Below are 12,050 nucleotides of genomic sequence, written 5' to 3'. Positions count from 1 at the left end.
CACATGACGCGGGCTTTTTTACATGCGGCAGGCAGGGAGCCGGCTCAGTGCTTGGCGTCCTCGGCTTCGGCGCGCCCGGCCAATTGCGCATTGACCGCCATCCAGTCGCGGGTGGCGGTATCACCGATGCGGTTGAAGGCCTGGCTGAGCAAGCGCGCTTGCTCCTTGTGCAGGGCCTCTTCCAGCTTGCGGCCTTCGCCGGTCAGTGTCAGCTGCTTTACCCGCTTGTCGTGGCTGGCCGCCACGCTGGCGATCAGTCCCATCTCCACCAGTTGGCGCAGCGGCATGTTGATGGCCTGCTTGGTCACGTCCAGCGCGCCCAGCAGGTCCTTCACCGACAGGCCGGGGTAGCGCGCCACAAAAAACAGTATGCGGTGATGCACCCGGGCCAGGCCACGCCGGGCCAGGATTTCATCTGGCTTGGCGGTAAAGGCTTTGTAGGCATGGAAGAACACTTCCATGGCTGCGCGCAAATCAATCGCGTTATCGCTGTCAGGCATGTTGACGACATCCCCTGTCAGGGGTAAATTAGGTCAAAAAAATTGACGTTTATTGTTTGATGGATTGGCGCAGTGGCAGACCATAAAGCGGTAGCAGAAGAAATCACCCTTACTGCTGCAGGAGCTGGGCTTCCGTAGGCTTACCACCCTCGGCCACGGCAATATGGCGGACATGCCGCTGCGACAGTCATGGAGATTACCATGTTTTCAGAACGTATCGAACGACTGATGGGTTCGCTGATCCGCGAAATCCTTGCCGCCGCCCAGCGCCCGGAAGTCATTTCCTTTGCCGGTGGTCTGCCGGCAGCCAGCTGTCTGCCGCAGCTGGACTTCAGCGGCCTGCCGCCTGATCTGGCGCAATACGGCACGACCGAGGGTGAGCCGCAGCTGCGCGAACTGATCGCGGCCCAGGCCAGAGCGCTGGGGCTGCAGTGCAGCGCCGAGCAAGTGCTGGTGTTGTCCGGCTCGCAACAGGCCATCGACCTGGCGTCCAAGCTGTTCATCGATCCGGGCACACCGGTGCTGACCGAAGGCCCGACTTATCTGGCAGCCTTGCAGTCCTTCAAGCTGTTTGGTGCGGCCATTACTGCGGTTGCCCAGGAGAATGGCCAACTGCCGCCGGCCAAGCTTGAGCAGGCCCTGCGCACGGCAAAGCCGCGGCTGACCTACCTGATTCCCAGCTTCCAGAACCCGTCCGGCGCCTGTTACAGCGAGGAAAACCGCCGTGCGCTGGCCGAGGTGATCGACGCCCACGGCTTGCCGGTGTATGAAGACGATCCATACCGCGCCCTGTCTTACGATGGCGAAGCACCGGCGCCGCTGGTGAGTCACCTGAAGAATACGCCGTGGATTTATGCCGGCTCCTTCTCCAAGACGCTGGCACCGGGCTTGCGCATCGGCTACCTGATCGCCTCGCCCGAGCTGTATCCGCATCTGGTCAAGCTGAAGCAATCCACTGATCTGCACAGCAACCGTCCGGGACAGTGGTTTATTGCCCAGCAGTTGGCCGATCCGGCGTTTCCGGCCCATCTGCAATCGCTGCGCGATACCTACCGCGTGGGCCGTGATGCCATGCAGGCTGCGCTAGAAAAGCATTTTGCCGATCTGGCCGACTGGCAGGTTCCCAAGGGTGGCTTGTTCTTCTGGCTGACCCTGAAGCAGCCGCAGGACACGCGTGAACTGCTCAAGACCGCGCTGGCCGAGTGCAATGTCGCCTTCATGCCGGGTGAACCGTTCTACCCGAATCCGCAAGATGGCATTGGCCATTTGCGCCTCAACTTCAGCCATGCGGCGGTTGACCGTATCGAGGAAGGCATTGCCCGACTGGCGGAGTTGGTGCGTGCAGCCCACCGCTGAGTCTTGACTCAATAAAAAAGCCGCTCACAGGAGCGGCTTTTTTTATCTGCAGTGTCCGGATCAACTGCCGAGCGGACTCTCGTTTTCCAGCATGTCCACACCGGCCAAGCCAGAGCGGAACACCGCCTGCTGCAGGGTTTCCACCGCCTTCTTGCGGAAAAACTGCTTGCGGGTGACCAGCAGGACCCGCCGTTGCGGTGCGGGCTCACGGAAGGGCAGGATGGACAACAGGCTGTCATCGCCAGGGCCGATGGAGGTGGACGGCATCACGGTTACGCCCATGCCGCTGGCCACCATGTGGCGAATGGTGTTGAGCGAGCTGCCCTGCAAGGTAGTGGCCAGACCAGACTGGTGATTCTGTTTGCTGGCCAGTTCGCTGCAGGCTTGCAACACCTGGTCGCGGAAACAGTTGCCCTGGTTCAGCAGCAGCACGCTTTCGTCGGTCAGCTGGCTGGGCTCGATGCAGGCCAGCTTTTCCCACGGATGCCCCTTGGGTGTGGCGACCACGAAGGATTCGTCATAGAGCGGCCAGGTCATGGTGCCGGCTTCCTCGAAAGGATCGGCGACGATGATGGCATCCACTTCGCCACGCTTGAGCATTTCCGCCAGGCGTGCGGTGTAGTTCTCTTCCAGAATCAGCGGCATCTCCGGTGCCAGAATGCGCAGGGCCGGGATCAGCTTGGGCAGCAGATAGGGGCTGATGGTGAAGATCACCCCCAGCTTGAGCGGGCCGACCAGCTCGTTCTGGTGTTCGCCAGCCAGCCGTTTCACGGTTTCGGCTTCTTCCAGCACGCGCTGCGACTGCTCGATGATGCGTTCGCCAATTTCCGTCACCGCCACTTCCTGGCCACCGCGTTCGAACAGGGTGATGCCCAGTTCGTCTTCCAGCTTCTTGATGGCGATGGACAGGGTGGGCTGGCTGACAAAGCAGCTTTGTGCGGCGCGGCCAAAGTGGCGCTCGCGCGCCACTGCCACGATGTAGCGGAGTTCGGTCAGCGTCATGGTTTAGCGCTGATGCTCCGGCAGGACGATATTGACCTCCAGCACCTCAAAGTCATCCTGGCGTTCTACCTGCACCTTGATGTCATCCAGATTGACCGCCACGTATTTGGAGATCACCTCCATCAGCTCGCGTTGCAGGGCGGGCAGGTAGTCAGGGGCGCTGCGACCATTGCGCTCGTGCGCCAGGATGATCTGCAGACGTTCTCTGGCAATGGCGGCGGTCTTCTGGCGCTTGCCGAACAGGATGTCGATTAGGGACATGGTTTAACCTCCGAACAGGCGCTTGAGCAGGCCCACCTTGGGCGCGTCCAGGAAGCGCATGGGGCGATCTTCGCCCAGGAAACGTGAAATCACGTCGGAATAGGCCTCGGCGACATCGCTGCCCTTGAGGTGGATGGCCGGGGTGCCAGAGTTGGAGGCTTGCAATACGGTCTGCGATTCCGGAATCACGCCGATCAGCGGCACGCGCAGGATTTCCTTGACGTCGTCCACCGACAGCATCTCGCCCTTGTCGACACGGGCCGGCGAGTAGCGGGTAATCAGCAGGTGTTCCTTGACCGGGTCGCCTCCCAGTTCGGCACGGCGCGATTTGGAGGCCAGAATGCCCAGGATGCGGTCGGAGTCGCGCACCGAAGACACTTCCGGGTTGGTGACGATCAGCGCTTCATCGGCAAAGTACAGCGCCAGCAGGGCACCCTTTTCGATACCGGCCGGCGAGTCGCAGACGATGAATTCGAAGCCGCTGTCGGCCAGCTCCTTCAGCACCTTCTCCACGCCCTCTTGCGACAGGGCATCCTTGTCGCGGGTTTGCGAGGCCGGAATGATGTACAGGTTGTCGCAATTCTTGTCCTTGATCAGCGCCTGGTTCAGCGATGCCTCGCCGTTCACCACATTGATCAGGTCGTACACGACACGGCGCTCGCAACCCATGATCAGGTCCAGGTTGCGCAGGCCGACGTCAAAGTCGATGACCACAGTCTTGTGTCCACGCAGGGCCAGGCCGGATGCAAAGCTGGCACTGGTGGTGGTTTTGCCGACACCACCTTTGCCGGAAGTCACGACGATGATTTTTGCCACGGTAAATCCCTTTGGATAATTGAATTATTCGCCAAGCGCGGTCATGACCAGGCGCTCGTTTTCAAGATAGATCTGGGTAGGCTTGCCCTTGATGCTTTCGGGCAGGGCCTGTTCGATAGTGCGATAGACCCCGGCAATGGAGACCAGTTCGGCCTCCATGCTGCGCACGAAAATGCGCGCCGCGGTGTTGCCGCGTGCACCAGCCAGAGCGCGGCCACGCAGCGGGGCATAAATATGGATGTTGCCGTCGGCTATCACCTCGGCACCGGCACTGACCATGGCCAGCACGATCAGGTCGCCGCCGCGGGCGTAAATCTGCTGTCCGGCGCGCACCGGACGGTCGATGATCATGGCGGCCACCGGGGCAGGGGCGGGGGCCACTTCCACCGGCTTGCTCACGGCCTCGCTCAGGTTCTGGCGCGGCGGGGTGCTGCTGCGTACATAGGCCAGGCCATAGCGGCTGGCCACCTCGGCCATGCTGCTGTCCGGGTGGCGCAGGGCCACGGCGCGGATGCCATGGCGGCTGAGCATGGGCAGCAGGCGGCCGTAATCGGCGTCGGCTGCCGCTGCCAGGGCTTCCACATCCAGCAGGAAGGCTTCGGCCGGGGCATCACCGGCCGGGCCGAAACGGGCCTCCAGCGCAGTGGTCAGTTCTTCCGGATTGTCCGTGCGGAGAATCAGGGCCAGCAGATCCAGGCTGGCAGATTTGATGTCAAAGGCGGTGACCGCAGAGCTCATGGGTAGGCTTTATATAAATAGATTTCTTCTATGGAGCGAGTGTACTGGCTTGCCGTCCCCCTTTCAATGCCGGTGAACTAATCGCTGGCCCTGGTTTTCTGTGCATATTGCGTTGCAAAAAAATCAGCCAGCCGCGCATGGGCTGGAATTGTCGCGATACTGTCATCCATTTGGAATGTTGGTGTTGTAAAAACACATACAAAATAGCTGTTTACGAAATTGTGCGGTGCAACATTTTCTTGACCTGTACCGACCATTTGGTTAAATTACATTTGCTGCTGTGCAGCATTGGCGGCGAAACGGTTGTTGTGACTGTTAAAGCTGAGTTGTATTTCGACATTTCCAGGAGTAGCCATGTTTACCAACACCCAAGAATTTTCTGCTCTCGGCCAGGCGCAGTTCGACAAAGCCGTTCGCCTGTCCTCCATCGTCCTGGCTGGCGCCGAGCGCTTTGCCAACCTGCAGCTGGAACTGACCCGCAAGCTGCTGGACAACAATGCCAAGCACTTCAAGGCGCTGACCGAAGTGAAGGACCCGAAAGCCTTTGCCGAGCTGCAAACCAGCCTGGCACAGCCCAGCCTGGACCAGGCTTTCAGCGTGGCCCGCGAAGTTTACGATGTAGCCGTGACCACCCAGGGCGAACTGAGCTCCTTCGTGGAAGAACAACTGGCTGAACAGAACAAGCTGCTGCTGAGCAATCTGGACCGTCTGTCCAAGAACGCGCCGGCTGGTTCCGATGTTGCCGTTTCCGCACTGAAAACCTTCGTCAACAGCTCCAACGCTGCTTTCGAAAGCGTGTCCAAGACCGCCAAAAAAGTCAGCGCCGAAATTGCTGAAGCCAGCGTAGAAGCTGCCAGCACCCAGGCCAAGGCCACCGCTGCCGCGGTAAGCCGCAAAAAGCCGGCTACGCCTGCTGCGACTGCCTGATTTGTTGCAGTGATACAGAAAACCCGCCACTCGGCGGGTTTTTTATTGCCTGTCATATTGCTTAAGGCTGCTGCAGCGTGGCGAACACCTGCTGCAACATGCTGTGCAGGGTGTCGCGCTGTTGCATGGCCAGCACGATGAGGATGGCCAGATTGGCGGCAAAGTGGCTTTGCGCTGCAACGGGCAGGGCGAAGTTGTGCCTCGCCTCGCTGGCACTGCAGGCCGCCGCCTCTATCCCCTGGCGCTGCAGATAGCCGGCTGAGAGCAAATACAGCTTGTCGGCCAGTTCACTCTGCTGCTGCATGAGCGCTTCCCAGTTGATGCTGCAGGGTTGGCCATTGGCCGGCAGCTGTTGCAGGGCCAGTTGCCAGGCATGGCGCATGGCATTGATGACATGCAGGGTATAGCGGGCGCTGCCGGGCGGCCCGCAATGCAGCCAGCCTCCTGCCAGGGGGGCGGCGCAATCCAGCCAGCTGCGGGCTTCGCTGGTGGCTGTCAATTCGCCGCCGCATAGCAGCATGAAACCGAACTGCTCTCCTTGTGGCAGCCATTGGCCACACACTTCCAGCAAGGCAATCCCGTGCTGTTGGCAATGCCCGGCGCGTTGCAGCAGGTGGTGGCTGTCATCTGCCGCCAGGTCCAGCCAGCAGCTCTCCCCGGCAAAGCCTTGCCAGTCGCCTGGCAGCCATGCCGGCCGTGCGCCGGCGGCGCGCAGCAGGCTGCGTGCTTGCAGGCGCTGGCTGAGCCAGTGCAGGTGAGGAGCGCTGCCCTGAGGCTGAAACATCGCTTGGCCTTATATGATCAGTTGCTGTTGCTGGATGGCCAGTGCCAGGTTGTCAATGAACCAGGCCAATGCCTTGCCGGGAGACTCTTCTTTCCATGCGTAAAACATCTTGGTGCAACCGCGCTTTTCCTTGAGTGATTTTTCCACAAGTTGGCCGTTTTGCAGATAGGGCGTGGCGAGCATGCGCGGCAGGTAGCCTATGCCCAGCCCTGCTGTCATCAGTGCGAGCTTTGCATCCAGTGTATGCACGGTCAGCACATCCTGCCCGTTGAGTATGCCTGCGGTACGTGTCGGCAGGCGGCGCGAAGTGTCGCCCAGCGAAATAATCCGGTGCTGGCGCAAGGTGTGGGCGGACAGCGGCTCGGGTGCGCTGGCCAGCGGATGCTGCGGGCTGACCAGAAAAACGAAATCGATAGTGCCGATTTCCCGGTAGAAGTAGTCCCCTGCCGGCGGGTGGCCGGGTGCGCCCAGCACCAGGTCGGCACGCGCATCATACAGTGCATCCCAGATGCCGCCGAAAACCTCGCGGGTAAAGCGCAATTGCGTGCCGCTGTTCAGCTGGTCGAAGCGGGCAATCAGCGGTATGAGCTGCTCGAAGGGGATGAGATCACCAATGGTGATGACCAGCTCGCTTTCCCAGCCGGCGGCCTGCTGCAACAGCCGGTGTTCCACCGTGCGTGCGGCATCCAGCAGATTGCGGCCATCGCGCAGCAGGATTTGTCCGGCGGCAGTCAGGCGGGCGCGGTGCCCGCTGCGGTCGAATAGCTGGACGTCCAGGTCTTGCTCCAGCTTCTGGATCACGTAGCTGACGGCGGAAGTGACCCGGTGCAATTCGTCGGCAGCAGCGGCAAAGCTGCCGTTGCGATCGATGGCATCCAGTACCAGCAGGGCATCCAGGGAGATTTTCATGTTCGATTATTTTGAATGAAATGTTCAGATCATTTCGCTATCAACAGGAATGACTCGCGTTTAATATCTGTTTCACCAACCCGATGTAAGCAATAACGCGGTTTTGAAGTTTTAATTGTACAGACCTGGCCGATGATGTCATCAAAATAATTGAAGCATATTGCTGGTCTGTAGCACGCCGCTTGCATCCTGCTAACCGAATGGAGTGAATCATGTTGAAGAAATTGATGCTGGCTGTTGTGGTTTCCAATGCGCTGGTGGCTGTTGCCATGGCCGATAGCGATGTCCGCAGCCGTCCGGACAAGGAGGTCGTGCAAAAGTACGAACAGCAGTTCAGTCAGAGTGATGCGCAACGCAAGGCTGCTGATGATCATGCCGGCAAGAGCATTGCCGCCAATCGGGCCGACTACCGTAATCACTGATGCGGTCAGCCAAATAAAAACGCCAGTGCATGCACTGGCGTTTTTTTGTCCGTAACGGACGCAAGCCTGCACGGCAGGCTGTGCGATGTCATTACTTGGCGAAGCGTTCAATGCCTTCCACCAGTTCGGTCTTGGCATCTTCCAGGGTACCCCAGCCGTGGATCTTGACCCACTTGCCCTTTTCCAGGTCCTTGTAGTGCTCGAAGAAGTGCACCATCTGCGCGCGCAGCAGTTCCGGCAGGTCTTCCAGCTTCTGGATGGACTTGTACATCGGGCACAGTTTTTCCACCGGCACGGCTACCAGCTTGGCATCGATGCCACCGTCGTCTTCCATCTTGATCAGGCCCAGGGCACGACAGCGGATCACCACGCCCGGCGGCAGCGGGAAGGGGGTGACCACCAGCACGTCGACCGGGTCGCCATCACCAGCCAGGGTTTGCGGCACGAAGCCGTAGTTGGCCGGGTACATCATGGAGGTGCCCATGAAACGGTCAACCACCAGGGTATTCCACTCTTTGTCGAATTCGTATTTGATCGGCGCAGCGTTGGCGGAGATTTCGATCACGACGTTGAAGTCGCCCGGCATGTCTTTGCCCGGGCCGATGAGTTCCAGGTTCATCAGGCAGAATCCTTTGTTAATGGTGGTTGTTTACATGGAAATTCTTGCAGGATTATATCAGCAGCTGCCGTGTTGTGCGGTGCACGGGTATAATCTTTGACGGATTTGTGCACCAGTCGGGAACACTATGTTTGACACGCTGATTACCGAATTTGACAAGGGTCTGCGCACCCTGTTTGCGCCGGCGCAAAGCCAGCGTCCCCGGCCGGATGCCGGGCTGGAAGAGCCAGAACTCAGCACGGCGGAAAAGCGCCATGCCATGGGCCTGATGCGGGTGAATCACTGTGGCGAGGTCTGCGCCCAGGCGCTGTATCAGGGCCAGGCGCTGACTGCGCGTAATCCGTCCGCGCGTGAGGCATTGCAGCATGCGGCTTTTGAAGAAGTGGAACATCTGGCCTGGACGGAACAGCGCATTCGCGAACTGGGTGGTCAGCCCAGCCTGTTGGGGCCCTTGTGGTATACCGGTTCGCTGGCCATCGGTGTCACGGCTGGCCTGCTGGGCGACAAATGGAATCTGGGTTTTCTGGAAGAAACCGAGCATCAGGTCGGCGCACACCTGGACAGCCACCTGACGGCCCTGCCCGCGGCCGATGCCAAAAGCCGTGCCATTGTGGCGCAGATGCGCGATGACGAACTGCGTCATGCCGACATGGCGCACGAATATGGTGCTGCTCGCTTGCCTGCCCCGGTGAAGGGCTTGATGAAACTGACTGCCAAGGTAATGACGGCCACCAGCTATCGCCTGTAAAGGGGAGGCGGCAGTGCCCGGGACAACATGCCACCTGCGGGTGGCATTTTTCTTGTCTGGCCGTCAGAGCGGGGAGGGGGCGTGCTGATGACAACGCAAATGAAAAAGCCCAGTCTGTCGACTGGGCTTGATCCTGAATCCTGGCGTCCCCACGGGGAATCGAACCCCGGCTACCGCCGTGAAAGGGCGGTGTTCTAACCGCTAAACTATAGGGACTTTGGTGCACCCGGAGCGATTCGAACGCCCGACCCTTTGGTTCGTAGCCAAATACTCTATCCAACTGAGCTACGGGTGCAAAGTGGCGTCCCCACGGGGAATCGAACCCCGGCTACCGCCGTGAAAGGGCGGTGTTCTAACCGCTAAACTATAGGGACGCTGTAGTGGTGCACCCGGAGCGATTCGAACGCCCGACCCTTTGGTTCGTAGCCAAATACTCTATCCAACTGAGCTACGGGTGCACTGTCTCGTAAGACGTTGTGTCTTTCGAGAGAGCGAACTATACAGATTCACTTTTTTTGTGTCAACACTGCGACAGATATTTTTTTGCTTTTCCTGTCGAAACGCCGGGCCAGCCTGTTGCGCCGGTCGCAGCACACCCGGGCCAGCCGGTTCGGCAAATAGCGGCAGGCCGTGTAAGATGGCGTGGCGGATCAGTCTTGTGGCCTGATCCATCCCCTGCCGGTTGTGCCGGCTCATTATTTTGCCCGACGAGACTGCATGCTGTTCGATATCCCCTGGGCCATTGTCGACCTGGAAACCACCGGCGGCCATATCGGCCGCGACCGCATTACTGAAATCGGCCTGATCATGCTGGATGGCGATCAGCTGCGGCGCTATCAGACACTGGTCAATCCCTTGCAGCCCATCCCGCCCTTCATCGAAAACATGACCGGCATCAGCAACGAAATGGTGCAGGCGCAGCCGCCCTTTGCCGACATTGCGGGCGCGCTGCTGCCCATGCTGCAAGGGCGTTTGCTGCTGGCGCATAACGTCCGTTTTGATTATGGCTTTTTGCGCAATGAATTCCGTCGCGTCGGGCTGCGCTTGCAAAGCGCCACGCTGTGCACGGTCAAGCTGTCGCGCCGCTTGTATCCGCAGCATTTCAAACACAATCTGGACAGCATCATCCAGCGCCATGGCTTGCAATTGCCTGAGCGGCACCGCGCCATGGCCGATGCCGAGGCGCTGTTGCTGTTCTTGCAGGCAGCCGTGGCCGAGCTGGGCGAGGAGGTGGTGCAAGAGGCCATCCGGCAGGTGCTGGCACAGCCGGAGCTGCCGCCCGGGGTGGATGCGGCGCTGGTGGATGAGCTGCCTGATCTGCCCGGCGTCTATACCATCTGGGGTGAGCAGGACGCTGCGCTGTATGTGGGGCGGGCCAGCAATGTGCGCGGCAAGGTGGTGTCGCAGCTGGCGCAGGATGGCAAATACGGCAAGGAGCCGTCGATACAGCGGCCTATCCGTCGTATCGAGTGCCAGGAAACCGTGGGCGAGCTGGGGGCACATCTGCTGGAGCAGCGCCTGCTGCGCGAGTTGCAGCCGTTTTACAATCACCGCAGCCGGCTGGCCAACGATTTGTGCTCGATTCAGCTGGATCATGGCCAGGGCGAGTTCATGCGGCCGGCCATTGTCTATGCCGACCAGCTGGATTTCAGCCGTACTGCTGATTTGTATGGGCTGTTTCGCAGCCCGAAAGAGGCGCGCAAGGTATTGGCCGAAATCGCCAATGGCAATGGCTTGTGTCAGTCGGTACTGGGAGTGGAGGCGCTGACCAGCCGCAAGGGCGCGGGCTGCGCCGGCATCGGCAGCGGGCGTTGCCGCGGTGCCTGCATCGGCAAGGAAGCGGCGCCACAGCACAATATGCGCTTGATGCAGGCGCTGGCGCGCATCAAGGTCAAGCCCTGGCCGTTTCCGTCGCCGGTGGCGGTGGTGGAAACCGACGAAGTCACCGGCGTGGCGGTGGAACATGTTTTCGACCGCTGGTGCTATCTGGGTTCGCGTGCCGCCGGCGAACAGGCGCTGGCCGGGACGCCGAGCTTTGACATCGATACCTACAAATTGCTGGATGCCTATCTGAAAAAGCCGGCAGAGGGCAGCAGTCTCAGGTTGCTGGGCTAGCGCTTATTCGTGCATGGCCTGGAAGCTGCGCAGGCGGCTTTCGATGATGCGTGGATTTTCACCATTGGCGATGGCCACCAGTCCTTCCACCACCATTTCCTTCAGCGCGATCTCGGCGGCCACCAGATGCTTGAGCTTGTTGGCCACCGGCAGGAAAAACAGGTTGGCGGAGCCGACGCCATACACGGTGGCGACAAAGGCCACGGCGATGCCGGCGCCCAACTTGGACGGGTCAGACAGGTTTTCCATGACGTGGATCAGCCCCAGCACCGCGCCGAGAATCCCCATGGTGGGGGCATAGCCGCCGGCCGATTCCCACACCCGCGCCGCCTGCTTGCGCGCATGCTCGAACATGCCGATTTCCACTTCCATCACCCCGCGCAGCACCTCGGGTTCGGCGCCATCCACCACCATTTGCAGGGCTTTCCGGGTAAACGGGTCTTTCTGCTGACCGACATAGCCTTCCAGTGACAACAGGCCGCCGCGGCGTGCGCTCTGGCTCCAGTTCACCACTTCGCGGATCAGTTTTTCGTGGTCCTGCGGCGGCGGCTGGAAAATCCACTTGATCATGCGCATGCCGGCAACAAACTGCTTGGGGGTGCTTTGCAGCATGACGGCACTCATGGTGCCGCCAATCACGATCATGAAGGCGGTCAGTTGCAGCAGGGAGCCAATATTGCCCCCTTCGATGGCCTGACCGGCGATGATGGCCGTCAGGCCCATGACGATGGCGATGATGCTGATCTTGTCCACGCGGAATTCCGTTATCTTTATCTGAGCAAGCGGATGGTTTCACCCGCGGTTTCCGGTGTATTGCGACCGGATGGCCGGGCAGCAGTGCGCCAGACCGTCA

At 60.2% G+C, this 12,050-nt stretch carries 14 protein-coding genes and 4 tRNA genes; 5 read left to right on the top strand and 13 right to left on the bottom strand.

Annotated elements, in window-relative coordinates; genetic code table 11:
• Positions 1 to 44 precede the first annotated feature (44 nt).
• On the bottom strand, positions 45 to 500 hold the full coding sequence (locus tag DFR38_RS09835) for a MarR family winged helix-turn-helix transcriptional regulator (protein ID WP_059286886.1): 456 nt from the start codon (positions 498 to 500) through the stop codon (positions 45 to 47).
• A 201-nt stretch (positions 501 to 701) separates the two neighbouring features.
• Between DFR38_RS09835 and DFR38_RS09830 the strand changes: the two genes are divergently transcribed.
• Positions 702 to 1,856 carry an aminotransferase-like domain-containing protein gene (locus DFR38_RS09830; RefSeq protein WP_110313339.1) on the top strand — a complete coding sequence of 385 codons (1,155 nt, stop codon included), beginning with the start codon at positions 702 to 704 and terminating at the stop codon, positions 1,854 to 1,856.
• Positions 1,857 to 1,916: 60 nt separating this feature from the next.
• On the opposite strand, the gene DFR38_RS09825 is transcribed toward DFR38_RS09830, so the two are convergent.
• From DFR38_RS09825 to minC, 4 genes are read right to left on the bottom strand one after another with little or no spacing between them, the layout of a single operon-like run.
• Positions 1,917 to 2,858, bottom strand: a complete 942-nt coding sequence (locus DFR38_RS09825) for a LysR substrate-binding domain-containing protein (protein ID WP_059286885.1) — start codon at positions 2,856 to 2,858, stop codon at positions 1,917 to 1,919.
• Positions 2,859 to 2,861: 3 nt separating this feature from the next.
• Positions 2,862 to 3,119, bottom strand: coding sequence for a cell division topological specificity factor MinE (minE, locus tag DFR38_RS09820; protein ID WP_059286884.1), 258 nt, complete (start codon positions 3,117 to 3,119; stop codon positions 2,862 to 2,864).
• A 3-nt stretch (positions 3,120 to 3,122) separates the two neighbouring features.
• The gene (gene minD / locus DFR38_RS09815; protein WP_059286883.1) at positions 3,123 to 3,935 is read right to left on the bottom strand and encodes a septum site-determining protein MinD; all 813 of its coding nucleotides are present in this window, start codon (positions 3,933 to 3,935) and stop codon (positions 3,123 to 3,125) included.
• A 24-nt stretch (positions 3,936 to 3,959) separates the two neighbouring features.
• Entirely contained in the window at positions 3,960 to 4,673 is a 714-nt protein-coding gene (minC, locus tag DFR38_RS09810) for a septum site-determining protein MinC (RefSeq protein WP_059286882.1), read from the bottom strand.
• Between the two features lie 354 nt (positions 4,674 to 5,027).
• Here minC and DFR38_RS09805 point away from each other — a divergent pair, with 354 nt between their 5' ends.
• Positions 5,028 to 5,600 (top strand): phasin family protein, encoded by a 573-nt coding sequence (locus tag DFR38_RS09805; protein ID WP_059286881.1) that lies wholly within the window; start codon positions 5,028 to 5,030, stop codon positions 5,598 to 5,600.
• A 61-nt stretch (positions 5,601 to 5,661) separates the two neighbouring features.
• Here DFR38_RS09805 and DFR38_RS09800 read toward each other — a convergent pair whose 3' ends face one another.
• Positions 5,662 to 6,384 carry a hypothetical protein gene (locus tag DFR38_RS09800; RefSeq protein ID WP_110313338.1) on the bottom strand — a complete coding sequence of 241 codons (723 nt, stop codon included), beginning with the start codon at positions 6,382 to 6,384 and terminating at the stop codon, positions 5,662 to 5,664.
• A 9-nt stretch (positions 6,385 to 6,393) separates the two neighbouring features.
• Positions 6,394 to 7,293, bottom strand: a complete 900-nt coding sequence (locus tag DFR38_RS09795; protein WP_059286969.1) for a LysR family transcriptional regulator — start codon at positions 7,291 to 7,293, stop codon at positions 6,394 to 6,396.
• A 212-nt stretch (positions 7,294 to 7,505) separates the two neighbouring features.
• Here DFR38_RS09795 and DFR38_RS09790 point away from each other — a divergent pair, with 212 nt between their 5' ends.
• Positions 7,506 to 7,715: a hypothetical protein gene (locus DFR38_RS09790; protein WP_059286970.1), complete on the top strand. Its 210-nt coding sequence runs from the start codon at positions 7,506 to 7,508 to the stop codon at positions 7,713 to 7,715.
• A gap of 91 nt (positions 7,716 to 7,806) precedes the next feature.
• On the opposite strand, the gene ppa is transcribed toward DFR38_RS09790, so the two are convergent.
• Positions 7,807 to 8,334: an inorganic diphosphatase gene (gene ppa, locus DFR38_RS09785; protein ID WP_059286971.1), complete on the bottom strand. Its 528-nt coding sequence runs from the start codon at positions 8,332 to 8,334 to the stop codon at positions 7,807 to 7,809.
• A gap of 127 nt (positions 8,335 to 8,461) precedes the next feature.
• On the opposite strand from ppa, the gene coq7 reads away from it, so the two are divergent.
• Positions 8,462 to 9,082: a 2-polyprenyl-3-methyl-6-methoxy-1,4-benzoquinone monooxygenase gene (gene coq7, locus DFR38_RS09780; protein WP_059286972.1), complete on the top strand. Its 621-nt coding sequence runs from the start codon at positions 8,462 to 8,464 to the stop codon at positions 9,080 to 9,082.
• Positions 9,083 to 9,223: 141 nt separating this feature from the next.
• On the opposite strand, the gene DFR38_RS09775 is transcribed toward coq7, so the two are convergent.
• The 4 genes from DFR38_RS09775 to DFR38_RS09760 all read right to left on the bottom strand — a co-directional run bounded on the left by DFR38_RS09775 (position 9,224) and on the right by DFR38_RS09760 (position 9,540).
• Positions 9,224 to 9,298: transfer RNA gene (locus tag DFR38_RS09775), tRNA-Glu, on the bottom strand.
• A gap of 2 nt (positions 9,299 to 9,300) precedes the next feature.
• A tRNA-Arg gene (locus tag DFR38_RS09770) sits at positions 9,301 to 9,377 on the bottom strand.
• Positions 9,378 to 9,381: 4 nt separating this feature from the next.
• Positions 9,382 to 9,456: transfer RNA gene (locus DFR38_RS09765), tRNA-Glu, on the bottom strand.
• A gap of 7 nt (positions 9,457 to 9,463) precedes the next feature.
• A tRNA-Arg gene (locus tag DFR38_RS09760) sits at positions 9,464 to 9,540 on the bottom strand.
• Positions 9,541 to 9,799: 259 nt separating this feature from the next.
• Here DFR38_RS09760 and DFR38_RS09755 point away from each other — a divergent pair.
• The gene (locus DFR38_RS09755) at positions 9,800 to 11,197 is read left to right on the top strand and encodes a 3'-5' exonuclease family protein (RefSeq protein ID WP_110313337.1); all 1,398 of its coding nucleotides are present in this window, start codon (positions 9,800 to 9,802) and stop codon (positions 11,195 to 11,197) included.
• 3 nt (positions 11,198 to 11,200) lie between these two features.
• On the opposite strand, the gene DFR38_RS09750 is transcribed toward DFR38_RS09755, so the two are convergent.
• Positions 11,201 to 11,950, bottom strand: coding sequence for a flagellar motor protein (locus DFR38_RS09750; RefSeq protein ID WP_059287378.1), 750 nt, complete (start codon positions 11,948 to 11,950; stop codon positions 11,201 to 11,203).
• Positions 11,951 to 12,050: the final 100 nt, after the last annotated feature.

Origin of the sequence: Aquitalea magnusonii, from assembly GCF_003202035.1 — a bacterium.
GTDB lineage: Bacteria > Pseudomonadota > Gammaproteobacteria > Burkholderiales > Chromobacteriaceae > Aquitalea > Aquitalea magnusonii.
Note: the sequence above shows the minus strand (reverse complement) of the source record. Positions and strands in the feature narration are given on the sequence as shown.